This window comes from Novosphingobium sp. BL-52-GroH, from assembly GCF_044813085.1.
In the GTDB taxonomy this organism is placed as follows: domain Bacteria; phylum Pseudomonadota; class Alphaproteobacteria; order Sphingomonadales; family Sphingomonadaceae; genus Novosphingobium.
Map to the genome: position 1 here is coordinate 1,097,823 of NZ_CP171149.1, position 24,894 is coordinate 1,122,716.

Genomic DNA, 24,894 nt, shown 5'->3' on the forward strand with positions numbered 1-24,894 from the left:
AATGAAGAAGCGTTTTCTATTCGCCGCCAGCCTGATTGCGATCAGTGCTGCCCCGACCTGGGCCCAATCGACAACCCAGACCGATCACAAGAAAGAGAGCGCCGGGATCGGCGAGATCATCGTGACCGCCCGTGCGCGGTCTGAGTCGCTCCAGTCTGTTCCGGTGGCAGTGGCGGCCATGGATGCGGCGATGATCGAGCGCAGCTTCATTCCCGATGTGGATTCGATCGAGCGGTTCATGCCGAATGTCGAACTCGGGCGTCACCCGTTCACCGGCGGCGGCATGTCGGCATCGATCCGTGGGATCAGTTTCGGCGATCTGGACCGCGCGTTCGAACCGGCGGTTGCCGTGTCGATCGACGGTGTGTTCCTGGCCTCGAACACCGGCGCGATGATGGACACCTTCGATCTGGCATCGGTCGAAGTGCTGCGCGGCCCCCAGGGCACGCTGTTCGGGCGCAATACCATCGGAGGTGTGATCAGCATCAAGCGAACCAAGCCGACCATGGATTGGGGGGTCAAGGGACAGGTCACAGTGGGAAGCTATGGTGTGCGCGAATACAAGGCCATCGCCAACGTACCGATCGTCGAGGATGCGATTGGCCTCAAGATCGGCGGCTATCGCGAGCGTAGCGACAGCTTCACCCGGCGAGTCAGCGATGGAAAGCACGAGGACGGCATCGACCGCTATTCGCTCTTCGGCGCATTGCGGGTGAAACCCAGCGATACCTTCGATGCCACCCTTTCCATCGACCACATCAACGACAAGTCGCACTACCCCAGCCTTGTGCCGCTGTCCGCGAGCAACCAGACGTTCTGCGTCGCCTTCGGAGCGTGCATCGGCACGCAAGGCCAGGAAATCCGGGACAGCGGCTACAAGATCGCTCTCAGCGACTATCCATTCTTCTCGACCCTTCGCCACACGTCGGGAACCCTCAACGCCAAGCTCGATGCCATCGACGGAATTTCGATCGAGTCGATCACCAACTACACCAAGCAGCGGGATTCGCTGAATGTAGAGAATACGGGCGGTGCGCCACTGGCTAGCGGAGCCCAGGTCTACATCGCGCGGCGCAGTCAGACCGCCAGTCAGTTCAGCCAGGAATTGCGGGCGATCAGCGACTTGGGTGGTCGCTTCGATTTTGTCGCGGGCCTCTTCTACATGAAGTCGAAGTTTGACCTCGTCGCTTCGGCGACGGTCGCCGGTACCCCTTCGCAACTGTACGATGCCGGACAGAACCTCGACGCCTATGCCGCCTACGCGGAAGCCTATATCGAGCCTGTCGACCGTCTCCACCTGACCATCGGTGGGCGGTATACCCATGAGAAGAAGGATTTCTACATCCGCTTCCGCAATCCGACGACCGGTGCGATTACCGGCCAGTGTCCGGATGCCTCGTCACTTTACGGCTACTGCGCGGACCCTTCGGTCACGTTCCGAAAGTTCACCCCGCGTGTGACCGTGGACTTCCGCTTTACGCCGGACATCATGGTCTATGCGGGATGGTCGCGCGGATACCGCTCGGGCGGTTGGAACAGCCGCGCAACGGTTACGACCGCGATCGGACCGTACGATCCAGAGACTGTCGACAGCTACGAAGGCGGCCTGCGCACGACCTTCTGGGGTAATCGGGCTCGGGCCAACGTCACAGTCTTCCGTGCGGAGTACAAGGACAAACAGGAGGAGGTCATCACCGCCTCGCCGACCAATCCTCTGATCACGCAGACCCAGGTCCAGAATGCTTCCTCGGCTACGCTGCAGGGCGTCGAAGGTGAATTCCAGCTGGCGCCTACCGGCTGGTTGAACCTGCGTGCAGCGGTGGGTTACATCGATGGGAAGTACGACTCGTTCTTCTCCAGTGGCGTGGACATCAAGAACATGCGCAACTTGCGCTACGCTCCCAAATGGTCGGTCAGCTTCGGTGGCGACGCGACCATTCCGGTGGCTGCAACCGGAGGCGAAGTGCTCCTGAATGCGAACTACAAGTGGACGGACAAGTTCGCGACCTCGATCATCCGCGATACGACGGGGCTGGATCGCGACTTCATTGAGGATTATGCCACCGTTGATGCTTCGATCGGCTACCGACACGAATTGGACGGAGGCAAGAAGATCAGCTTCTCGGCGTTCGTGCAGAACGCCTTCCACAGCGATGGCCGACTGTATCGCAAGGTAATCACCGGCCCCTTCGCCTTCGCCAGTCGAGAGGTTGCGCGGACGTGGGGTTTGACGTTGGGATTTGAGTACTGAGGTCGATTATCTCTGGCATCTGAAAGCCTTAGGGATTTGAATTTCCCGTCCGGATTCGCACCTCCCGCGGCCGGATGTACCTGGCAAGGGGCGCTTCTAATGGCGCCCCTTTTTTTGATCGCATTTCTCTGTGTCCACCGACGGGACTGAGTTTCTGAACCTTCTTCAAACAAAGGGCTTGGATGCTCAACGACTTGGCGACGAGGTCGCGGCACAGCCGATCCATGCCGGACGGTCAGCTGCCGATTCCCACTCCCAAGATGCGGATGTTCTGCCATTCCGACAGTTACTGCTCAATACCGGCCCATCCATCCTGGGCAGGTGCCCACCAGTCGAGGTCGTTCAGATCAGAGCGGGCGAAGGCCCTAATTGCACATCGTGCTGCAAGCGGATGATCGTTAGCCTTGCGCTTGCAGCGCAACTGGCTCCTTCCTGGTGAAGTCGATGAAGGCCCTGAGTGGAGGCGGAAGCTGGCGGCGGCCGGAATAATACAGCATCGGCCCGGAGAATGGCTCGTCCCATTCGTCGAGTATCCGTTCCAGGGTGCCTGACCGCATGGCCGGGGCAAGCCAGTCCTCGAACAGCCGTACGACACCAAGCCCCGCCATCGCGGCCTCGACCAGCAGGTCGCAAGCCGATCCGGGCTGGATAAGGAGAGGGCCGGGCGGGTCGATACGGATCACTTCGTCGCCGCGCTCGAATTCCCAGATGGCCAGCGCGCCGCTGGAGAAGCGCAGGCGCAGGCACGCGTGGTGAAGAAGGTCGCGGGGATGCGCGGGGCGGCCATGGACATCGAGATAGGCCGGAGCCGCCGCCGTGATTATCCGCTGCGACCGTGGCCCGATCGGTACGGCGATCATGTCCTGCTCCAGCCGTTCCTCGTAGCGGATGCCGGCGTCGGCGCCGGAGGCGAGGATATCGACGAAGCTGTCTTCCACGGTTACTTCCACCCGGATCTGGGGATGCGCTTTCAGGAATGACGGCAGGATGCCGGGCAGGACGGTTCTGGCGACGTTCGCCGGGACGTTGAGCCGCAGGGTGCCGGCCGGGCGGTCGGTGTCGGCATGGACCGCATCGAGTGCGGCATCGATTTCGGTAAGAGCTGGGGAAAGGCGCTCAAACAGCCGGGTGCCCGCTTCGGTGGTCGAGATGCTGCGGGTCGTGCGGTGCAGCAGGCGGGCGCCCAGCCGTGTCTCCAGCCGGCGAAGCGCTTCGCTGAGACCGGATGCGGAAACGCCCGATACCCGCGCGGCTTCGCGAAAGCCGCCTGCGCGGGCCACGGCCACGAAAGCCGATAGATCGTCGAGTTCAGTCGCCATTGTGCAGATTCTCGTACAGCCTGTTCCGAACTGCACGGCTTATCGATCGATGGCAACAGCTCCATATGCGTTGCCACACCGTCACAGGAGACTTGCACATGACCGATCTTGCCCCCGCGAAGACCTTCCAACTCGGCGACCGTACCGTCAACCGGATGGGCTACGGCGCCATGCAGCTTGCAGGACCAGGCGTGTTCGGCCCGCCGCGCGATCGGGCTGCCGCGATTGCGGTCCTGCGCGCCGCAGTAGAGGCCGGGGTCAACCATATCGACACGAGCGACTTCTACGGACCGCACGTCACCAACCAGATCATCCGCGAAGCGCTGCATCCCTACGCTGATGATCTGGTCGTCGTGACCAAGGTGGGCGCGGTTCGCGGCGACGATGCCTCGTGGCTTCCGGCGCAGAGCCCCGCCGAACTGACGCAGGCGGTGCACGATAACCTGCGCAATCTGGGACTGGAGCAGCTCGAAGTCGTCAACCTGAGGCTGATGGGCGATGTCCACGCGCCGAGCGAAGGATCGCTCGAAGTACAGTTCTCCACGCTTGGGCAATTGCGCGAGCAAGGACTGATCCGGCATCTTGGCCTCAGCAACGTCACCCCTTCGCAAGTGGCCGAGGCGCAGAAGATTGCGCCGGTGGTCTGCGTCCAGAACCAGTACAATCTCGTCCACCGTGCTGACGATGCGCTGGTGGAAGACCTGGCTGCCCAGGGCATCGCCTATGTCCCGTTCTTCCCGTTGGGCGGGTTCAGCCCGATCCAGTCGAATGCGCTCTCCCGGATCGCGGCGCGGCTCGAAGCCAGTCCGTTGCAGGTTGCGCTGGCGTGGCTGCTGGCGCGTTCGCCCAGCCTGCTCCTGATCCCCGGCACCTCGAGAGTCGCGCATCTGAACGAGAATCTGGCGGCCGAGAACCTGCGGTTGTCGCAGGATGTTCTCGGCGAGCTGGACGTCGTGGCGGACACCTGAAATCTGCCGCCGTCAGAGGGCAGAAGCGCGCTGTTCAACCGATGACCTTCCGTGCGAATGCCGCAGCTGCCTCAAGGCCATCCTGCCCGACGCTGTGGCCCAGTCCCGGCGAGACGTGCATTTCGACATGCACGCCGGCTGCCGTGAGTGCAGCGTTGGCCAGATCCATCGAACGGAACGGCACCACCTCGTCTTCCGTACCGTGGATCAGCAGGACCGGAGGGCGGCCGCGGATATCCGCTTCCAGCAAATCCGGTGCGACCAGCATGCCCGAAATCCCGACGATCCCGGCAACGGTTTCTTTCCGGCGCAACCCGACGTGGAGTGCCATCATCGTCCCCTGACTGAACCCGACGAGTAGCAGGCGGTCGGCGGTCAACGCGGCCGCTTCGAGTTCTGCAGAAAGGAAGGCATCGAGAGCCGGCGCCGCCGCCGCCGCGCCGGCCGCACGTTCCGCCGTCGAGAAGGTCTCGATCGGCCACCACTGGTAAGCGGCTGCCATGTAAGGGATCTGCGAAGGGGCATTCGGCGCCACAAAGGCCGCATCGGGCAAGGCGGGCTGGATCATGCGCGCCAGCGAGATCAGATCTTCGCCGTTGGAGCCGTATCCATGAAGCAGGACCACGAGTGCGTGGGGGGCAGTGCCGGAGAGTGGGGCGAGCCGGGGGCCGTCGAGCAACACGATGATCCTTTCAGATTGGCGATCTCACCATAAATGCCTGCACTATGAAATGCGAGGACTGACCCATGCCGGACGCTCAGTCACAGATTTTTTGTTCCCAGGTGCTGACAGTCCGCTACCTCGACAGGTGCCGACGAACTCAGGCCGATCTGTCGCTTCGGTGGAATGTCAGCTCACGCCAAAACCGGTTATCTAAACGTTCTGCAGCAGTAGATCGGCAGAGGGCCTCTCGCTCGATCGTTGCTGCGTCTGCGATCCGTGTTTGCAGGTGAAGCAAAACGCAGATTCGATCGTTTCCTTTCCCAGCATCCTTAGGATTTCCCCTTTGATATCGAGGCTCGATGACGCTTCCCCAATGGCTTTCGATCGCTACGCTTGCTGGCATGATGGCGCTCTTCCTATGGGGACGATTTCGCTATGATGTGACTGCTGTCATCGCATTGCTTGCGGCTTTGGCTCTGGGCATCGTCAAGCCGGCCAATGCTTTCAAAGGTTTTGCCGACGACATTGTCATCATCGTTGGATCTGCACTCGTCATCTCGGCAGCGGTTCAGCGCTCCGGCGTTATCGAGATTGCCATGCGCTTCCTGGCAGGACGCGTGACCAGCATCCGCTCTCAACTTCTGGTGCTGACTGCATCCGTTGGCTTCTCGTCGGCTCTCGTCAAAAATGTCGGCGCACTTGCCATGCTAATGCCCGCCGCCCTTCAGATGGCGAAGAAGAACAAGACCAGCGCTTCGGTATTTCTGATGCCGATGTCTTTCGCGTCCCTGCTCGGCGGATTGATGACGCTGGTCGGCACCTCGCCCAATATCATCGTGAGCCGGGTACGCGAAGAGATGACGGGCAGGCCCTTTGCCATGTTCGACTATTTCCCAACCGGCTTTGGCCTGTTGGTCGTCGGCCTAATCTTCCTGCGTTTCGGTTACCGCCTGTTGCCCCGTAATCGCCGCGCGACCCCTACGATGGGAGAGGCGCTGAACATCTCGGGCTATGTCACGGAAGCATCCGTCACCGAAGGATCGCAGGCCATTGGCGAAACCATAGCAGAGTTTATCGAGCGGCATGACGATCAAATTGCGGTCATGAGCCTGCTGCGTGGCGACATACGTGGCACGATTCATCCCAATATCCATTTGCACGAAGATGATATCCTCATCCTGTCCGGCGAGCCGGATGCCCTGGAACGCGTGATCGCGCGCGATGGCCTCGCTTTGACGGGCGAAGGGAAAGAGGAACAGGACGCTGATCAGGGAAACGAAATCGGCGTCATCGAAGCCGTCGTCAAAACTGATTCTGCCCTGATCGGCCGGACAGCCGGTCGGCTGTCATTGCGCGAAAGACTCGGAGTGAACCTCATTGCGGTGTCCAGGGCGGGTCAGCATCTGACCAACAAGATTGGGCAGACTGTTCTCCAGGCGGGCGACGTAATCGTCATGCAAGGCCCCGTGGGCCTGCTGCCCGACCGGTTAAACCAACTTGGCGCCCTTCCTCTAGCGACCAGGGAAATTCGCCTGGGCAACTCCAACCGGAGTTTCTTACCCCTGTTCATCCTTGCCGCGGCCATGATCGTCACCGCGACGGGCGCTGTGCCTGTTGCAGTCGCGTTCTTCGCGGCAGCAGCGCTGATTGTCATAGCCGGAGCGCTTCCCATCGGCGAAGCCTATAACGCCGTTGAATGGCCCATCCTCATCATGCTCGCAGCCCTGATACCGGTGAGCGAGAGTCTGCAAACGACGGGCGCTTCGGATATATTGGCGACGGGGCTCGCCCATATCGCAGCGACACTTCCGCCATGGGGCGCGGTGTCGCTGATCTTGGTAGCCGCGATGGCGGTCACGCCCTTTCTTAACAACGCCGCCACCGTCCTCGTCATGGCGCCGATCGCCGCCGTGTTCGCGCATGACCTGGGATATCGTCCAGAGCCCTTCCTGATCGCCACCGCAATGGGAGCCGGATGCGACTTCCTGACCCCGATCGGTCATCAGTGCAACACGCTGGTTCTGGGGCCGGGAGGATACAGGTTCGGTGACTATGCCAGACTGGGCGCCCCGCTCTCGATCCTTGTCGTGCTGGTCGGCACACCACTCATTCTCTGGACGTGGCCGTTGCATTGACGACCATGCCGGTCGTTCAGCCGTCCAATTTCAGTCCCCAACTGCTGTCAAACGGCGCGCAAACGGGACTCCTTATCGGCGTTGAGGGGGGATCCCCGTTTCAAGATTGTGGAGATAGTTGTCAGGGACGCCCTGCGCTGGGTACGGTGGAGGCCCGAGCATAGCCCGGCCGGAGGCGCACCCAGCGCAAGTCAGTTCTGAAGGAGGGAGAGAGTGGCGGTCAACTGCGGTTTTTGAAGCGCCAGCTGTCATTGCCGGTCTCGACGATATCGCAGTGATGGGTGACACGGTCGCGCAGAACCGTGGTCCTCTTGGGATCGCCGAACACCGTAGGCCACTCGCCGAAGGCGAAGTTGGTCGTGATGACGACGCTGGTGCGTTAATATAGCTTGCTGATCAGGTGGAACAGATGCTGCCCGCCTGAGCGCGCGAACGGCAGATGTCCAAGTCCATGGAGCACTACCAGGTCGAGCCGCGGGAGCTGTCCCGTTAGGGTCCCACCCTTGCCGATCCAGGTTTCCTCTTCGAGGCGTGTCACCACCGCTGCCGATCAAACGAGCCGATGTGGCACCGGGCACGGCGGTGATGGCGACCGAGGATGATGGCCTGGCGCTCATCCCGCGACCGCAAGACTGAAGATCAGCCGCTTTGCAGCATAGCGCGTAAGGCTATTACATCTGCCGCTCAGGCGCTGCCGCGAAAGCGCAGGTCGAGACGCATGGGGCCGCGCAGAAAGTCGTTGGCCATCCAATCGACGTCCATAACTGTGATGTCGTGCATGCGCGGCAGCAGGGTCGCGAGCGCGATTCGTGCCTCTGCCCGCGCCAGTTGCAGCCCCAGGCAGGCATGATTGCCATAGCCGAACGCCAGATGGCGAGGCGCTGCCGGACGATCCAGACGCAACTCGTCCGCATCGGCGAAGGCGATCTCATCGCGGTTCGCGGACACGAGGAAGACCATCACGAGGGCGCCGGCAGGAATGGTGACGTCGTCGAACGCCGCGTCCTTCGTCGTGCGCCGCACGACCGATTGCGCCGGTGCTTCGAGCCGCAGCATTTCTTCGATGAAGACGGGTATCTGCCCCGCGTCCGCGCGAAGCCGGTCGGCCAATGCCGGATCGTCGGCGAGGCGCAGCAGTGCATTGCCCAGCAGAAACGTCGTGGTTTCGTTACCGCCGACCATGAACGTTTCCAGGACGTTCACGATGGCCACGTCCGGGATCGGCAGGCCATCCTCCCCCGCAGCATTGGCGATCAGCGAAATGAGGTCGCCCGACGGTTGCGCCCGGCGCCGGGCGATGCGGTCGAGGAAATACTGTCCCATGGCAGCGATATTATGCGCCACTTCGAGCTGGCGTTTCGGCGTTTGCGGGCCGGCGACGCGGGACATGATCTCCCCCGCCCAGAAGCGGAAGCTGTCGCGCATATCTGGTTCGCCCGACAGAAAATCGGTGGTGACCGCGCCGGGCAGGGGCATGGCGAACTCACTGACGAATTCGACGGTGCCGCGGTCGATCCAGCGCGCCATCAGGTCATCGACGATAGTCTGGATGACCGGTTCGAACCGGGCGACCTCCTGCGGGGTCAGCACGCGCGCGACGATGTCGCGCACCTGCTTATGCTCCGGCGGGTCGGTGCGCATCAGGGCCGGCCGTTCTGGATAGTTCGCCATGATCGCGTCCAGTTCGTCCTGAACGGGACTGGGGCCGAACAGCGCGAAATCATTGCCGTCGGTGACGCGCGCGGAAAAGGTCCCCGGGTCGCGCAGCACGCGCTGGACATCCGCGTGGCGGGTGATCGCCCAGGTGCCGGGGTAGACTTCCGACACCGGCGCCTGCGCACGCAGGGCGGCGAAGCGGGCATGGGGGCAGGTAATGGCGCTCATGGCAGCACTACGCTGCGTTGCTGGGTCAACATGCTGGTGATCTCCCAAAGTCATGCCGCCTCGGCCGGATAGAGCGCAATCTGTTCAGGCGCATAGGCCTTGGGTTTGCGCAGAATGGCGTCGTTGGCATCGGCGGCTGATTGTGTCGTAAGCAGACGGATCGCTTTTTGCGCGGATCGTTCCGGCGTCGTGCCGAAGCGGCCCATCAGGCGCATGACCAATGGCATCTGCGGGTCGAGCACAACAGAAAGCGACTTCATTTAGTTTTCCCCACCACGACGGCACCTAGACTGTGCTTCGGCGACGCCATTGGCAAATGCTGTTTCGTCACCGGGCGTTCTGCGCGTTTGAAGCGGGTGGCTTCCGCCCCATTGAGGAAGTTCGATGGTGATCGCGAAAGCGCTTCCATAACCTCGGAGAAGTAATAGCAATGAATGAACGTTGCCAGCCTCATTAACGCATTGGTGCACCATTTCGGGCAAGACCGCCATTGGGGCGCGAGCGGTCATTCGTGGCGACGATCTTGAAAGGCGGCAAAGTCCCAAGCCTTGCCCATCCATACCGACTCTTCGCGGTCGTTCAGCACCTGATTTTACGCTCCCAGATGCGGACCGGCGGCTTCCTCATTCTTGGGGCCTTGGACGGCCGATTCCGGAAAGGCGGCTCCGGCTCAGATCGGCAGGTAGCTGCCCGTCGCCTTCGGTTTGGCGCATCGCTGACAAAGGAGATTTCCTGCCGGTCGGCAGGCGCTCCTTTAGGTATTCAGTCCCGCATCCGGTGGATCGGATTGACGATGAATCGGTCTGGCTCTGAAGTCCAGATTTTTGCGATGTATTCGTAGGGCGTGAGGCCGCCGAGTGTCTTGAGCCGACGGGCAAAGTTGTAGGCAGCCATGAAGTCGGTGAGGTGGGTCCGTAGCTGGTCATGACTGTCGTAATGGAAGCGCTTCACGGTTGCCTCCTTGATGGTGCGGTTCATCCGCTCGACCTGACCGTTGGTTCAGGGGTGGTTCGGCTTGGTGAGCCGATGTTCGATATCGTTGGCCTCGCAGGTCATGTCGAAGCGCATCTGGCGCGACCAGGCTGTGTTTCGGTTGCGCGGTTGGTCAGCGAACTGGATGCCGTAGCACATTGGGAAACGCCGGATCGGGAGCCGCTATGGCCCTGATGAAGACAAGGTCGCGAAGCGGCCGCCGGCTTCATCAGGGCAAGCCATGGCCGGCCAGCATGTGTCTAAAGTGAAGTTGTCGAGACAACACTTTGGAGGCCAACCGACCATGACCAAGCTCATCCCTACGCCTGCCGATGCCGTGCTGGTAGCCATCGATATGTCCAAGAACCGGCAGGAGGTTCTCATCGAGCGACCGGAAGGCGGGCGGCGCCGACGTATGACCGTTATGGCGACCAAGGAGGACTACGACGGCTTTGCCGAACAGCTCGCCGCCATCGGTCGTCCTATCGTCGTTGGATTTGAAGCGACTGGAAATTACCATCGCACGCTGGCGCACAGACTGCTGACCGCGGGGTTCGAACTGCGCCTCATCTCATCAGTCGCGCTCGCTCGAACCCGCGAAGCGCTCCATAATGGCTGGGACAAGAACGATTCCAAGGACGCGCAGGTGATCCTCCACATGCTGCGGATCGGCGCCACACAGCGCTACGTCGATCCGCTCGCCGCTGGGATCAACGACCTTCAAGAGCTGTCCAAGACCCACGAGGTCGTCTCCAGAATGAAGACGCAAACCTGGCATCGCATCTTGACCCATTACCTCCCCCTGTATTTTCCCGAGATGGCGCGCTTCGCCGGCAACAGTCGGTCGGATTGGTTCCTGGCGATGATCGAACGGTTCCCGACCCCAGCCAGCATCACCTCGCTTGATCGGGAAGAATTCTCTGCTGAGGTAGGGCCGCTGATCGGGCGCAAGGTCTCCAAAGCCCGTTTGATCAACGATGTGTATGCGACCGCCTGCAGTTCTGCGGCGTTGCCGGTGCCCGAGGACTCGATCGCAATCTCCATGTTTCGCATGGTCATCGCACAAGGTCGCAGCCTCATATACCAGCGCGACGAGATCGAACGGCTCGCCCATGCCCAGCTTGCAGAGCATGTGGATTACCAGCTGCTGCGCAATATTCCTGGCATCGGTCCGATCAACGCACTGACGATCCTGGCTGAGGCAGGCGACCTTCGCCGCTTCAACCATCACCGCCAGTTCCTCAAGTTCTGCGGCCTCGATCTTGCAACCTGCCAGTCCGGCACGTTTCGCGGTCGCACGAAGCTATCCAAGTACGGCAATGCGCGATTGCGTCGTACATTCTGGATGGCCGCCCAGGTCGCCGCCCGTCAGCGCGACAACAGCTTCCGCGACAAGCTCGGACGATATACCGCCGGGCACGCGGACGATGCCGATCGTCGCCGCAAAGCGATGACGGCGCTCACCGCCAAGATGGCGCGCGTGACTCACGCCGTTATCAAGACGGGGACAGAGTACCGGCCGTTTCTCGAACGGCCGGATGCCAGGTGGAAGGACCCCTCTCTGCAAGTGCCGTGAGGGCGCGAAAGCGACCCTGTAGATAATGTTCGGGCCTTCCACCTGGGTGCGTATCTCATTCTAAGGACGGTGAGGACCACGGCTGCTTCGGCGCCGCTGGATCCTGTGTTTGCTATGGCAGAGAGCGATCCCGTTGACGGTGGAAGCCATCTGGCTCAGAATGCATGCCGTGCCGATCATTGTCGGCGCATAGAGACCTGCTGGCCAAATCTCGCCGTTGCTTCCCTACCCAGGACGTTGTCCGTCAGGATCGTATGGATGCGGTAGGGTACCGCCTTCAGCAGATATTCGAGAACTCCCACGCTGTTCGTCGATCAGCTTTGTCGACTAACTGGGTGACGGCGAACTTGCTGGTGCGGTCGATACCAACGAACAGGTAGAGCTTGCCTTCGGCAGTCTGCACCTCGGCGATGTCCATGTGGAAGAAGCCGATGGGATAACGCTTGAAGCGCTGGCGCTTCGGCTTCACCTTCGATGTCCGGCAGGCGGGAGATCCCGTGCCGCTGGAGGCATCGATGCAGCGCTGAACGCGTCAAATGAGGGATCGACGGCTGCAACGCATAGAGGCAGTCATCCAGTGGCAGCAACGTGTGCCGAGGGAATGCCACAACCATCGCCTCTTCAGCCTCAGTCAAGGTCGTGGAATGAGGAGCCTTCGGCCCGGTCTTCAAATCCTCGACTATTGCCCGCTTGCGCCACTTCGCCACCGCCTTGGGGTTGATCCCCAACTCCCTGCTCAGCGTCGCGAGCGAAGCTTGCGATCGCCGTATTGCTGCTCTGACGGCGTGCGTGGTCGTGGCGTTCCCGTGACGTACCTGTACCATACGGCTTCCTTCCATTCCAACGAACGGATCGCACCATCAAACCGTGGGATCAAACACCTAGGATCAGCCAAGCATCGCCTGGTGGAAGGGGCGCAGAACAAGTAGTCTGTACAAACTGAATCTTGGGATAAGATGGACGGGATAAATTGCAGAGATCACATTTAAAATCAGGTCTCTGCCTGCTCGCTTTGATGTTTGCCATTGTCTTGTCGTCATCTGGATGCCGGGACCAAACATCTAAAGGGTCGACATCCTATTTTCAGAGGATCGGCTCCTCGACGAATTCGATGAGGTTGCCGGCACAATCGCGCAGGAAGCAGCCCTTGCCGAATGCCTCGCGCACAACAAAGGCGATGTCCGCGCCCTTGGCCTCCATCTCGACCAGAAACTCTTCGAGGTCATCGACCCGGAAGGCGACATGCTTGTTACCGTGGGTCTTGAGGTCGGACGGCGGATGGCGGCGATCGTCGGGCAGGGGCGCGGCGCCCTCCACCTCGAACAGTTCGAATCGCAACGGTCCCTTGCGCACCATCGCCGCATGGGACCGCGCCGCCTCGATGTAGAAACGCTTTTCGACCACGAAGCCCAGCACCCGGCCATACCATTCGATCGCCGCGTCCAGGCTGGGCACGCTCACACCGCCATGATGAAAGCTGAACTCGGCCATCAGGCCATCTCGGCGAAGGTCTGCGCGCACCAGTCGGCGATATAGTCGCGCATCCCCGTGCCATTGTCGGCACCGCAATGCTCGACCTCGAAGTCGGCCTTGGTGAACATGCGGAGCGTGCGCTTGGGTGAATTGATCGCCTGGTCGTAGCTCAGTTGCGCGTTGAAGGCGGGGATCTGCCTGTCATTCTCGCCATGAGTGATGAGAAACGGCACCCTGATCTTCTCGACCTGTCCGTCCAGCGTGATCTGGTCGGCATAGGCCAGGAAATCGGCCTGATTGTCGAAACCGAACACCCACATCACATGGTCCCAATAATGCGGCACGGGGTTCTCGCCTTCATTGGCGACCCGCTCGCGCTGGCGCCGTCCCCAGACATGGTTCGCGCCCATCACCGCGCACAGTGCATAGCGCGGATCATTGGCGGCGATGCGCGGCGCATGATAGCCGCCAAAGGACAGGCCGAAAATGCCGATCCGGTCGTGGACTACGTCGTCGCGCGTCAGCAGATAGTCGAAGGCGGGCGACCCCCAGCGTTCGGCATCGAATACCGCCGTGAGTCCGCGCTTGCGCAGCGCTTCTCCGGTGCCGGGCTGGTCCACGAAAAGGGTGTTGATCCCGCGTTCCAGATTGGACGCGCCGTGCCCCGCCATATTGACCTGTTCCTTCATGGAATCGAGGCCATTGACCGACACCAGAGTGGGGCGCGGCGTCCCCGATCCATCATGGACGAAGATTGCCGTGTAGGCGCTGTCCTCATAAGGTATCTCGACAAAGTCGACATGCAGCCCGCGCAGCGCCACCCCCTTGGCGTACAGCTCCAGCCCGCGATCGTAGGCGGCCCAGCGCGGCGCATAATCGCGGCTCTGCATCCGTTCGGCCGCCAGATAATAGCCAGAAGCGCGCAGATATTTGGTCCCCGCGGACAAGGCATAGCCCGCCGCCTCGTCCGCCGCGCCATTGGCCGCGACCTGGTCCGCCACCCGCAGCCAACTGTCGAACATCAGCGCGCTGCCGGCGTCGGCTCCGGCCTTGGCGGCCTCCAGGATCGGCCGGTTCGCCTCGTCGATCTCGCCATGATTGCCGCCGCACACCAGCGCCAGATTGGTGGCGAGGTTCCAGACATAATTTCCGGGGAAGGGCTCGAACATGCAGATCCTCTCGACTGTCGTGCCGCCGGCATGGGCAGCTTCATCCATCCCGTCACAGACCCCGCCAGATGGCGTGGATCAAATTGAAAAGGTGGAAGCCCACTATCCATGCTTTGGCTTTGACCCCGATGCGCACCCGTTCCATCGCCAGCATGTACAGATAGAGAGAAGGAGAGACGATGCGGCTTGCAACGCGCAGGGATGGCGGCAGGGACGGGCGATTGATCGTCCTGTCACCCGATGGCGGTCATTATGCCGACGCGCCTTTCGCAACGCTCCAGCAGGCGATCGAGCAGTGGAATGCCGCACAGCCCGCGCTGGCGGCGATCAGCGACTTCCCGCATCCGATCGACCCCACCGCACTCGGCGCCCCCTTGCCCCGCGCCTGGCAGTGGCTCGACGGCTCCGCCTTCGAAAGCCACGGCGCGCTGATGGACAAGGTGCTGGGCATCACCCCGGAAAAGACCGGGCGACCGCTGATGTATCAGGGGGTGTCCGATCATTTTTACGGCCCGACCGACGATGTGCCGATGCCAGACGAGGCGCTGGGCATAGACTTTGAAGGCGAGTTCGGCGTCATCGTCGACGCCGTGCCGATGGGCATCACGCCCGAAGAGGCGATGGCGCATATCCGCCTGATCGTTCAGATCAACGACTGGTCGCTGCGTGCGCTCGCCGGTCCCGAAATGAAGAGCGGCTTCGGCTGGGTTCAGGCCAAGCCCGCCTGCTCCATGGCGCCTTTCGCTGTCACGCCGGACGAACTGGGCGACCAATGGCGCGATGGCCGGGTTGCTATGGACCTGCTGGTCGACTGGAATGGCCAGCGCTTTGGCGCCGCCAATGGTGAACCGATGGGGTTCGGCTTCCATGAACTGGTCGCCCACGCGGCGCGGACCCGCCATCTGGTGGCCGGCACGGTGATCGGCTCAGGCACGGTTTCCAACGCCAATTTCCGCGAGGTCGGGTCCTCCTGCATCGCCGAACGGCGCGGGATCGAGATCGTGGACGAAGGCGCGGCCCGCACCGCCTTCATGCGCTTTGGCGACCGCGTCCGCATGGAAGGGCGCCTCGCAGACGGGCGCGCGCCTTTCGGCATCATCGATCAGCAAGTCATCGCCTATGCAGGAGAGCAATCATGACCGACCTCAGCGATTCCGGCCTTCCCCCGGTCCAGCGCGTGGTCACCGGCCACGACGCGGACGGCCGGGCGATCTTCAAATCGGAAGATGTCACCCCGACTCGGATGATCCCATCGGGCGATGCCTCCTTCCTGCTCCTGTGGACGACGCCTACCGTGCCGGCCGACAATAATGACGAGACCGATGGCCGCCTGCGCGACGCCGGCCTGACCCTCAACCAGGGATCGGTGATCCGCATCGTCGACATGCTGCCAGGCAAGGAGTCGCCGATGCACCGCACCAACAGCATCGACTATGGCATCGTCATGTCGGGCGAGGTCGAGCTGGAACTGGACGATGGCCGCAAGACGACGGTGCGGGAGGGCGGCGTCATCATCCAGCGCGGCACCAATCATCTCTGGCGCAACGTCACCGACCGGCCCTGCCGCATCGCCTTCATCCTGATCGAGGCGCCCGCCTATCTGCACAACGGCCAGCCGCTCCCCGAAGACAAGCCCGAAGACAAGCATTGACGCCGTTGTTCGATCTTACCGGCAGGGTCGCGATCGTCACCGGATCGACGCGAGGCATTGGCCTTGCTATCGCGCGGGCGCTTCAGGGCCATGGCGCGAATGTCGTAATCTCCAGCGAAGATGCCGTAGACAGCCAGAGGGTCGGGGAGCAACTGAATACGCTGGCAATTGCGGCGGACGTGGCAGACGACGCGCAACTTGATGCACTGGTCGATGGCACGATGGCCCATTTCGGCCGCCTCGACATTCTCGTCTGCAACGCCGGGATCACCGGGCGTGCGGGGCCGTTCGCTACGATCGGCATGGCGGATTATGATCGGGTGATGGCGATTAACCTGCGCAGCCAAGTGCGCCTGTGCAATCTTGCCTTGCCCCATATCGCCGCGACAGGCGGCGGGGCCGCAGTCCTTATCGCCAGCCTGTCGGGCCTACGCGGCAATGGTGCGATCAACGCCTATGCGCTTGCCAAGGCGGGCGTTGCGCAGCTTGCCCGCAACCTCGCCGTTGAGTGGGGCCCACGCAATGTGCGGGTCAACGCCCTGTCGCCGGGCCTCATCCGAACCGAACTATCCGCGCCGTTGCTGGCCGACGATGCATTCATGGCGCGGCGAATGCAGATGACGCCGTTGCGCCGACCGGGCGAAATGGACGAGGTGGCAGGCAGCGCACTCTTCCTCGCGTCGCCGGCGGGCGCGTTTGTGACGGGCCACAATTTGGTTGTCGATGGGGGCACCCTGATCACGGATGGCAGTTAGGGGCAAAGCCCAATCAGAGTGTTCAGCAATGGATTCTTCTGATTGCATGTCGACATCCAAGTCGAAACACTCGTCGAACGGGAAATAGTCAGGGTAGAACTAAATACTGTCCACGTACCCGGCGAGGAAACCTCCATCGGATTCCGCGTGTTCGGGCATCTCCATGATGGAGAATACACCGACTACATCTAAAGGTCATCGACCGCATCGAATCAAGGTTCGCAGTTCACCAGCATGGACTGGGCGGCTTTCATCCGAACTTACGATCTCGAGCATTCGATGAGCCGGCGCGGCAACTGCCATGACAACGCGGTGGCCGAAAGCTTCTTTTCCTCACTCACAGGGCGGCATCGGGCTCGGGGTAAATCTCGAACTTTCGCCGCCCTCCCACGCGCGCCTCGCGCGATCGCCTCGGCATCCTTTCGGAGCGGCCCGTCGAAGTCTGGTAGGCGGGGCAAGACCTCCATCGGCGGGCCAAAGCAATTTCCCTCCCGCCGGCATAAACACCGCGGCATCTCTCCGGTCTTCCGTGCCTTCATTGAAACATCCGCTGGCGGTCACGAACGGACCCTCACCATAGATAGGTTACGCAAAGGGGTATCTGTGAGGTGTTAAAGCGTCGCCGGACAAAAAAATGAATCAGCGGCAAGTAAAAGAAATAAACAGGGGAGAGTTATATGCGAGGATTTTCTCGTCTTTTCAGCGCATCGGTTCTTGCGCTAACCGCAGGAAGCGCATTTGCGCAGACCGCGCAGCCGGTCCCGTCGGGCACGAGCAACACCCAGGCGCGACCGTCGATTGATCCAGACGAAATCGTGGTGACAGCGCGGCGCCGTGAAGAATCGTTGCAGACCGTTCCGGTCGCCATCCAGGCGTTCTCATCCCAGCAACTGCAGCAACGCGGTGTCCAGGACCTTCAAGATCTGTCCTCGACCGTTGCAGGCCTGCGTTTCGGCTCTGAAGGTGGTAAAAACGGAACGAACATCTCATTGCGAGGATTGTCGCGCATTCCGCTCGGCGAAGGTGTGCCGGCAGTCGTCACGTATTTCGCGGATATCCCACTGGCGGGCGAAGGTTCCAACCTGCCTACTTACGACCTTGCAAGCATCCAGGTCCTCAAGGGACCGCAGGGCACCCTATTCGGCCAGAACACCATCGGCGGCGCGATCCTGGTAACACCGCAGGCGCCGACGTATGAATTCGAGGGTTACGTAGAGGCCAATTATGGCAACTACGACTATCGCACGCTCGAAGGGGCGGTCAACGTTCCGATCATCGCCGACAAGGTGGCCTTGCGCGCGGCAGGACAGGTGCGCCGCCGCGACGGTGTGGTCAAGAACCTCAGCGAGGGCAAGGACTTCGACGACATCCACCAGGATTCGGTCCGCGCATCTTTGCTGGTGGAGCCCAGCGACGTGATCCGAAGCCTCACCATCTTCGACTATTTCAAGGCAAACGAACAAGTCTCTGGCCCGCGCATCTTCGGAACCAACCCCAACACCAACGGGCTGTCGGTGTTCCTCGACCCGCAGATCGCCGCGCAATATGCGGCGCAGCAGGACGACTTCTTCTCCGCCTATTCGACACCCTCGATCCCGCGCTCGGCGAACCGCAAGCTGTGGGGCATCAGCAACAACACATCGGTCGACCTCGACGGCGTGACGGTGCGCAACATTTTCGGCTACCGCAAGGTCTTCAGCGACCAGCGCATCGATAGCGCGGGCCTCAATCCAGTCTATCTTCCCAACTTCCTGCGGCCTGCCTTCGGCCTGCCGGCGGGTGCCGATCCGTTCGAGCTGATCCTGCTGGATGCCAGCCAGATCATCGATCGCCGCTACATATCCAACGAACTGCAGATTTCGGGCAGCAACGACCCGGGGACCTTCGACTGGATCTTCGGCGGCTTCTACTATGATGCGAAGTCCGACGGACCCATGGGCTCGTCGTTCCGCGCCTTCGTTCCGGCCGCGGCGCCGCGCAGCTTCACGACCGCGCATGTGGCTTCGAAGTCCTACGCCGTCTTCGCGCAGATCGGTTACGAGTTCGCACCCGGCCTGAAGCTGAATGCTGGCGCGCGCTATACCTGGGACAGGGTCCGCGGTTGCGCTGGGTCGGTCACGGCGGGCCGATATGCCACGAGCGCGGAATGCGAGACGCAGGCTGCCGCCGATCTGATCGACGGAACCGGTATCATCCGCACCAAGAGCAACAAGCCGAGCTGGACGCTGGGGCTGGACTACCAGGCATCGGACGACGTCTTCCTCTACGCCGTCACCCGGCGCGGCATTCGCGGGGCGAACATCAACACGCCGCTGTTCGAATCGCCCTTCACCACCGGCGACCCGTCCGCCTGCGGCGTGCCCGCCGGCACCGGGCCGTGCCCCGACCTGCGGCCCGCCCAGACCACCGGGCCCGAGCAGATCACCGACGTCGAAGTGGGCGGCAAGTTCGCGTTCCGCTCGGGCGAGGCGCATGGGCGGCTCAACGTCGCGGTGTTTTATTCGAAGTACAAGGCCGCGCTGCAGTTCGCCAACGTATCGGGCGTGGGCATTCCGACCAGTGCGCCTGACCAGCCGACCAACACCTCGGTCGGTGTCAACGTTGCCGACGAGACGATCTATGGCATCGAGAGCGAATTCGTCTTCAGCCCCGTACACGGCCTGACCTTTACGATGACGGGGGCCTGGACCAGCTCCGAGATCGACAAGGTCGTCGCCCCGGTGGTGCCCGGCCTTAACGTCGCGGAAGAGGGGATCACGCTGCCCACGCCCGCCTTCGCCGGCTCGGTGGCGGTGAACTACACCGCGCCGCTCGGTTTCGCGGAACTGTCGGTCAGCGCCGACTACTTCTACACCGACAAGTTCGGCGGCTCGAGCGGGAAGAACCTGCCCAGCTACGAACTGGCCAACGGGCGCATCGACTTGCGTGACATCGGCGGGGCCGGGGTGGACCTTGGCGTGTTCGTGCGCAACATCTTCGAGGAGAAGTATTTCCGTTCGCCGGCCCAGTTCTCGCCCTCATTCCCGGTCAACGTGGGCTACGTGGGCGAGCCGCGCACTTACGGTGTGTCCGCACGGTTCCGGTTCTGAGCCACAGCCGGCATCGCACCGGCCCGAAGATAGGGGAACCGCGCGTCGCTCGGAGCAAGGATGCGTCGTGACGATGGGCCGCAACAGGGGGAGGACGCTTCGGCAACCCGAGGCGCCCCGTGCGGCTTCGATTCCCCGTGTGACTGATGGAAGCTCCCGCGCGATAGGATGCCCCGCCAAGCAAGGACGACAGGATGAACTCGACTTCGTTTCGCCCCACGCTCTATTTCAACAAGGACTGCCCGTTCTGCCTGAAGGTGAAGATATTCCTGCTCGAAGCGGGATTGCAGGACCAGGTCGAGATCGTCGAATTCGCCCCGGGCTCGGAGGAAGAGCAGGCGATAAAGCAGATGCTGGCGACCCATTTCGAGAAAGTCACCGTGCCCGCCGCACAGATCGCCCCGGACGAGTGGATCAGCGATTCCGACGCCATCATCGCGCGGCTCGCGGACCGGGCCGGCGTGAATACCGCCGATCTTCCGGTCCTGGCGACTTACGGCCGCGTCGCACTCGACCGCGTGGTGAGCCTGTTCAAGGAAAACGCCGAACTCCAGCGGCAACTGGCATAAGCACTGCTACGGGTGCCAGGCCGATGATGGCCCCGGCATTTCCATGTCAGCGCAATGTATCGTCAAGTGGAACCGGGGTCCAGCCCATGTCGTGCTCACGATACGCGACGGCTGTGCTTTCCGCCGTATTTCCGGCCGCAGAAATCGTCGAGCCGGCGCATTTCCATCGCCGCCGCCGATGCTGCCGTGACCGCACTCGGGAGATGAGTCTCGCCCTGCGCAATCCGCGCCGAGACTTGATCGGCCAGCCGCTCGATATCCGCGCGCGACAGGATGTTCTTTTCCCGCAGGTAGCATACCAGGGTCTGCAGGATGGTCACCGCCTTGTCGCCCGGGTCGACATCGCACTTGCCTTCGTCAGCCATTCCTAGTTCCCACACGATTGCACCAGACCAGGGCGACCGCCGATTGACGCTGCGCTCCCGGGTCGCCCACCATTGTTGGTTCGGGGCTCCGCTCAGCCGACCACGGGCAGGGGCCTGATTCTCCTATCGAAAGACGGGGTGCGCCCAAAATCGCCATCGCTCGAATGGGATTACCTAGCCGAAGGAAGGTTGGTGGCCCGAACGCCGGGTCTATCGCCCGCTCAGGCAACTACAAAGAGGAGATGGATCGATGAGTGATGTGGAAACCCTCGATCTGGAACAGGCCATCCGCGACACCTATCGGTTGTGGAACGAAGGCAAGCGCGAGGAACTGGACGCTCTGTTCGCGCGGATGGGACCGGCCGGGTTCTCCATCGAATACGTCGGTTCGCCCGCCGTCGACGGCCCGGCCGCGATGGAGGCGATGTGGCGTGAATATGGCGGCAAGTGCTCGACCGAGGCGGTGGAAGTGATCGCCAACGGCACCGAAGGGGCGGCTTACGTGGCCAACCATCTCCAGACCGAGCAGGGCGTGACGATCCTGCCCAGCCTGGAGACCTATCGCATCGCGGACGGCAAACTCACGGTGCGCTATTACCACCGGACGAAGCATTGAGCCGTCCGGTTGCAGGGGTTAGACGGCCGCTTCCATGAAATCGAGCAGGTCGGCGTAATGGGGCTGATGCGCCAGCCCGCCGCCTGAAATCGATATGTTCTCGCCTGTGATGTAGCGAGATTCATCGGAGGCAAGGAAGGCGACCAGTGCCGCGATGTCGTCCGGCGTCCCGAATTCGGGCGTCAGGATGTGGCGCTGGATCATCTCCTTCAGGCCCGGCACCGTGTCTTCGAGGGCCTGGGTCAGTACGACGCCGGGCGCTATGCTGTTGCAGCGGATGTTCTGCCGCCCGTGCTGCGTGGCGACGTATTTCGTCAGTCCGATGATCGCAGCCTTCGACGATCCATAGGCCACGCGCGCGAGGTCGCCGGCGCTGCCCGAATTGGAGGCGGTGTTGATGATCGATCCACCGCCGGTCTCGATCATGCGCGGGATCGCGTACTTGCAGCCCAACAGGTAGCCGGTCAGGTTGACGTCGAGAATATCGCGCCAGACGGCGATGGGTATGTCGGGCGCGGTGGTGTCCTGCGCGGCCTTTACCGGATCGGTCATCGCCGCGTTGTTGTGGAGGATGTCTAGGCGGCCGAAATGGTCTACCGCCGCATCGACCATGTCGCGCACGGACTGCGGGTCGGCGGCGTCGAACTGAAATGCCAGCGCGTTTTCGCCGATGGACGACGCCGCGCGGTCCGCCGCTTCCGCGATCAGGTCGGCGACCACGACCCGAGCGCCTTCCGCGACGAAACGCCGCGCCACGGCCGAGCCGATGCCGCCGCCCCCGCCGGTCACGATCGCAACTTTGCCGTCCAGCCTTCCAGTCATGCTGTCCCCCTCCATTCGTACTCACGACGCGTTGTTGTGCGCGGTCACCGTTATGCGAGCCGACCCGATGATACCCTGCCGGAGGACAGGCTGTAGGCAGCGAGCCTGTCTCCATCGTCGCGGTCGATCAGCGATCGAAGCTGGGGCGTCGAAAGCACGCCGGCGCTGTGTCGGGAGGAGAGAATAGCCGTTATGAACCATCGTATCCCTCGCTCGTCCGCCGTTCGTCGGGCCATGTTGCTGTGTTCGGTCGTCGCTTCGGTGGGCCTGCCGGTGCACGCCTTCGCGCAGAGCGAGACAGCCGACAAGCCAACTGCGGCCGCCCCTGACGACATCGTGGTGACTGCACGCCGGTCTTCGGAAAACATCCAGGCGACGCCGGTTTCGGTGGCGGCGTTCAACGAGGACATGCTGCGTTCCGCCAATATCCAGACGACGTCAGACCTCATGTTCAAGACCCCGGGGGTGTATCTGGGCGGGTCGGGCGGCAGGGAGAATTCGGTCTTCCAGATCCGCGGCCAGACCAAGGCGCTGAGCGGTTCCAATGCGCCAGCGGTCGTCAGCTATTTCGCCGACGTTCCGCAGCCCACCTTCGGCAGCGGCGTGTCGACTTACGACATGGCTTCGGTGCAGGTGCTCAAAGGTCCGCAAGGAACGCTGTTCGGTCGCAATACGACCGGCGGCGCGGTGCTGTATTATCCTACTGCACCCGGATACACGCTGGAAGGCTATCTTCAGGGCGACTACGGCAACTACGATCACAAGCAGCTTGAAGGGGCGCTCACCCTTCCCATCATCGCCGATCGCCTTTCGGTGCGTGTGGCCGGCCGCTACGACAAGCGCGATGGCTATACGCGCAACATCGGCGTGGGCGGCGATCTCGACGACGTGAACTCCCGCGCATTCCGTGTGTCCGTCCTTGCGGAACCGACGGATTCGATCCGCAATCTCACCATCTTCGACTGGTATCGCAATTACTACACCGGCGATGGCGTGTTGCTGCTCGGCGTGAACGAAACCCCGAGCCTGCTCGATGCCCTGGGCGTGCGCGAATCCGCGCTTGCTGCCCTGGCGGCCCAGCGTGCGCGCGGTTCGCGCGTGATCGACAGCGATGTGGAGCCGGCGTTGAACCGCTCGCGCCGCTGGGGCATTACCAACCGCACCGACGTCACGCTGGGCTCGATCGATCTCGTCAACATCTTCGGGTATCGCAAGACGTACGTGGACTACGCCATCAACACCGATGGCGTGCCGCGCCTTGACAGTTCACTGGCCCCCGGGCTGACGTTCCCGCTGTTGAACGCCGCCGCGATCAGCAACGTCGAGCAGTATACCGAGGAAGTGCAGATCAAGGGATCGGCATTCGACGACAAGGTGGACTGGTTGCTGGGCGGGTTCTATCTCAAGAGCAAGCCTTACGATACCACCGGGACCGGCAACGGCGTGGGCTTCCTGACAAGCAGCCCCTACGCCACGTTCCAGTACAACTTCTACAAGGAAACCAGCAAGGCGCTGTTCGGTAACGTCAACGTCAAGCTGGATTCGATCGTCGAGGGCCTGCGCTTCAGCGCCGGTGTGCGCTACACCTGGGACAAGCAGGTCGCCTGTATCGCCACGCAAGGCACGATGGCGAGCCCCAACACGCAGGCGCCAGACCTCGGCCCCGACGACTGCCCTTCCAGCCCGCTCCTGGTCGGCGCCACTGTCAGCAGCGCCAAGTCCAAGGCCCCCACATGGACGATCGGGCTGGACTGGCAGGTCACCTCCGATCTCTTCGCTTACGTCGCGTCCCGGCGCGGCTATCGTACCGGAGGCATCAACACGCCCAACTTCGGCGGACGCCTTGTTCCGTTCCAGTCCTTCGGGCCGGAAAAGGTCACGGACGTCGAACTGGGTATCCGCTCGGACTGGGATCTTGGCGGAAGCGTCAAGCTGCGCATCAACGCCTCGGCGTTCGCGGGCTATTATAGCGGGGTACAGATCGCCTTGTCCGGCCTTATCACCCAGGCCGGTGCCTGCGTGCCTGGAGCGGACAACCCGGCGCCGATCTCGCCGGACGGCGATTGCGATGCCGCGAACGATCCGCAGTCGGGCACCTTGCTGGTCAACGCCGGCAAGTCGCGGGTAGCGGGGATAGACCTCGACGGTCGGCTTGCCATCGGCGATCGCTTCGCGTTCACTTACGCTGCCAATTTCCTGGACACGAAGACCCGGTCGTTGCAGGCGCCCGCCGCGATCCAGCCCTACCTGACGCAGCAGGAAATCCCCTTCGATCTGGTCGCCAAGACCACCTATTCGCTGGGGCTGCAGTACCAGCTGCCACTGGGCGGCAACCTGGGAGAACTATCGGCCAATGCTGATTACTACCATTCGAGCCCGCTCAAGTTCGTGAATACGTCGCTGCCGGCTTATGGCGTCGTCAACGCCCGCATCGAATGGCGCGATGTGGCCGGCAAGCCCATCGACCTGAGCGTCTATGCCACGAACCTGTTCGACAAGTCCTACGCTGCGATCGGTGCGGTATCGGGCGCGGCACTCGGTTTCGACAGCGCGATCTACGGCCCGCCCCGCCAGTACGGCCTTTCGCTGCGCTACAGGTTCGGCGGGTAGGGCGCG

The 24,894-nt window shown here is 62.3% G+C and carries 18 protein-coding genes and 5 pseudogenes; 12 read left to right on the forward strand and 11 right to left on the reverse strand.

The window, feature by feature from the left end:
* Position 1: 1 nt before the first annotated feature.
* Entirely contained in the window at positions 2-2,251 is a 2,250-nt protein-coding gene (locus ACFFDA_RS04700; protein WP_404476468.1) for a TonB-dependent receptor, read from the forward strand.
* A 398-nt stretch (positions 2,252-2,649) separates the two neighbouring features.
* Here the strand turns inward: ACFFDA_RS04700 and ACFFDA_RS04705 are convergent, their stop codons facing one another.
* Positions 2,650-3,570, reverse strand: a complete 921-nt coding sequence (locus ACFFDA_RS04705; protein WP_404476470.1) for a LysR substrate-binding domain-containing protein — start codon at positions 3,568-3,570, stop codon at positions 2,650-2,652.
* Between the two features lie 98 nt (positions 3,571-3,668).
* Between ACFFDA_RS04705 and ACFFDA_RS04710 the strand changes: the two genes are divergently transcribed.
* Positions 3,669-4,538, forward strand: a complete 870-nt coding sequence (locus ACFFDA_RS04710) for an aldo/keto reductase family oxidoreductase (RefSeq protein ID WP_404476472.1) — start codon at positions 3,669-3,671, stop codon at positions 4,536-4,538.
* A 34-nt stretch (positions 4,539-4,572) separates the two neighbouring features.
* Here the strand turns inward: ACFFDA_RS04710 and ACFFDA_RS04715 are convergent, their stop codons facing one another.
* Complete coding sequence (locus ACFFDA_RS04715; RefSeq protein WP_404476474.1) at positions 4,573-5,217, reverse strand: alpha/beta hydrolase; 645 nt, start codon at positions 5,215-5,217, stop codon at positions 4,573-4,575.
* Positions 5,218-5,561: 344 nt separating this feature from the next.
* On the opposite strand from ACFFDA_RS04715, the gene ACFFDA_RS04720 reads away from it, so the two are divergent.
* Positions 5,562-7,337 carry an SLC13 family permease gene (locus tag ACFFDA_RS04720; protein WP_404476475.1) on the forward strand — a complete coding sequence of 592 codons (1,776 nt, stop codon included), beginning with the start codon at positions 5,562-5,564 and terminating at the stop codon, positions 7,335-7,337.
* Between the two features lie 220 nt (positions 7,338-7,557).
* Here ACFFDA_RS04720 and ACFFDA_RS04725 read toward each other — a convergent pair.
* The 4 genes and pseudogenes from ACFFDA_RS04725 to ACFFDA_RS04740 all read right to left on the reverse strand — a co-directional run.
* Positions 7,558-7,878: pseudogene (locus ACFFDA_RS04725) on the reverse strand (ATP-binding protein); the annotation flags it as partial.
* Between the two features lie 143 nt (positions 7,879-8,021).
* Positions 8,022-9,221, reverse strand: coding sequence for a cytochrome P450 (locus ACFFDA_RS04730; RefSeq protein WP_404476477.1), 1,200 nt, complete (start codon positions 9,219-9,221; stop codon positions 8,022-8,024).
* A 50-nt stretch (positions 9,222-9,271) separates the two neighbouring features.
* Positions 9,272-9,481, reverse strand: coding sequence for a hypothetical protein (locus ACFFDA_RS04735; protein ID WP_404476479.1), 210 nt, complete (start codon positions 9,479-9,481; stop codon positions 9,272-9,274).
* A 494-nt stretch (positions 9,482-9,975) separates the two neighbouring features.
* Positions 9,976-10,343: pseudogene (locus ACFFDA_RS04740) on the reverse strand (integrase core domain-containing protein); the annotation flags it as partial.
* Positions 10,344-10,497: 154 nt separating this feature from the next.
* On the opposite strand from ACFFDA_RS04740, the pseudogene ACFFDA_RS04745 reads away from it, so the two are divergent.
* Positions 10,498-11,791, forward strand: a pseudogene (locus ACFFDA_RS04745) (IS110 family transposase).
* Positions 11,792-12,005: 214 nt separating this feature from the next.
* Here the strand turns inward: ACFFDA_RS04745 and ACFFDA_RS04750 are convergent.
* The 3 genes and pseudogenes from ACFFDA_RS04750 to ACFFDA_RS04760 form a co-directional block, all read right to left on the reverse strand.
* Positions 12,006-12,593 (reverse strand): annotated as a pseudogene (locus ACFFDA_RS04750) (IS481 family transposase); the annotation flags it as partial.
* Between the two features lie 259 nt (positions 12,594-12,852).
* Positions 12,853-13,260: a VOC family protein gene (locus ACFFDA_RS04755; protein WP_404476481.1), complete on the reverse strand. Its 408-nt coding sequence runs from the start codon at positions 13,258-13,260 to the stop codon at positions 12,853-12,855.
* On the reverse strand, positions 13,260-14,411 hold the full coding sequence (locus tag ACFFDA_RS04760; protein ID WP_404476483.1) for an alpha/beta hydrolase family protein: 1,152 nt from the start codon (positions 14,409-14,411) through the stop codon (positions 13,260-13,262). The genes ACFFDA_RS04755 and ACFFDA_RS04760 overlap by 1 nt, the downstream gene beginning before the upstream one ends.
* A gap of 179 nt (positions 14,412-14,590) precedes the next feature.
* Between ACFFDA_RS04760 and ACFFDA_RS04765 the strand changes: the two genes are divergently transcribed.
* From ACFFDA_RS04765 to ACFFDA_RS04790, 6 genes and pseudogenes are all read left to right on the forward strand, one after another.
* Complete coding sequence (locus tag ACFFDA_RS04765) at positions 14,591-15,550, forward strand: fumarylacetoacetate hydrolase family protein (RefSeq protein WP_404476485.1); 960 nt, start codon at positions 14,591-14,593, stop codon at positions 15,548-15,550.
* Positions 15,547-16,062: a cupin domain-containing protein gene (locus ACFFDA_RS04770; RefSeq protein WP_404476487.1), complete on the forward strand. Its 516-nt coding sequence runs from the start codon at positions 15,547-15,549 to the stop codon at positions 16,060-16,062. Before ACFFDA_RS04765 ends, ACFFDA_RS04770 begins: the two co-directional genes overlap by 4 nt.
* The gene (locus ACFFDA_RS04775) at positions 16,059-16,817 is read left to right on the forward strand and encodes an SDR family NAD(P)-dependent oxidoreductase (RefSeq protein ID WP_404476488.1); all 759 of its coding nucleotides are present in this window, start codon (positions 16,059-16,061) and stop codon (positions 16,815-16,817) included. The genes ACFFDA_RS04770 and ACFFDA_RS04775 overlap by 4 nt, the downstream gene beginning before the upstream one ends.
* A gap of 207 nt (positions 16,818-17,024) precedes the next feature.
* Positions 17,025-17,157 (forward strand): annotated as a pseudogene (locus tag ACFFDA_RS04780) (IS3 family transposase); the annotation flags it as partial.
* Between the two features lie 337 nt (positions 17,158-17,494).
* Positions 17,495-19,906, forward strand: a complete 2,412-nt coding sequence (locus ACFFDA_RS04785; RefSeq protein ID WP_404476490.1) for a TonB-dependent receptor — start codon at positions 17,495-17,497, stop codon at positions 19,904-19,906.
* 194 nt (positions 19,907-20,100) lie between these two features.
* Complete coding sequence (locus ACFFDA_RS04790; RefSeq protein ID WP_404476491.1) at positions 20,101-20,475, forward strand: glutathione S-transferase N-terminal domain-containing protein; 375 nt, start codon at positions 20,101-20,103, stop codon at positions 20,473-20,475.
* 95 nt (positions 20,476-20,570) lie between these two features.
* Here ACFFDA_RS04790 and ACFFDA_RS04795 read toward each other — a convergent pair whose 3' ends face one another.
* The gene (locus ACFFDA_RS04795; protein WP_404476493.1) at positions 20,571-20,840 is read right to left on the reverse strand and encodes a hypothetical protein; all 270 of its coding nucleotides are present in this window, start codon (positions 20,838-20,840) and stop codon (positions 20,571-20,573) included.
* Positions 20,841-21,090: 250 nt separating this feature from the next.
* On the opposite strand from ACFFDA_RS04795, the gene ACFFDA_RS04800 reads away from it, so the two are divergent.
* Positions 21,091-21,456 carry a nuclear transport factor 2 family protein gene (locus ACFFDA_RS04800; protein ID WP_404476495.1) on the forward strand — a complete coding sequence of 122 codons (366 nt, stop codon included), beginning with the start codon at positions 21,091-21,093 and terminating at the stop codon, positions 21,454-21,456.
* Between the two features lie 18 nt (positions 21,457-21,474).
* Here the strand turns inward: ACFFDA_RS04800 and ACFFDA_RS04805 are convergent, their stop codons facing one another.
* A complete protein-coding gene (locus tag ACFFDA_RS04805) occupies positions 21,475-22,278 on the reverse strand; it encodes an SDR family NAD(P)-dependent oxidoreductase (RefSeq protein ID WP_404476497.1) in 804 nt (267 codons plus the stop codon).
* Between the two features lie 192 nt (positions 22,279-22,470).
* On the opposite strand from ACFFDA_RS04805, the gene ACFFDA_RS04810 reads away from it, so the two are divergent.
* On the forward strand, positions 22,471-24,888 hold the full coding sequence (locus ACFFDA_RS04810) for a TonB-dependent receptor (RefSeq protein ID WP_404476499.1): 2,418 nt from the start codon (positions 22,471-22,473) through the stop codon (positions 24,886-24,888).
* The last annotated feature ends 6 nt before the right edge of the window (positions 24,889-24,894 follow it).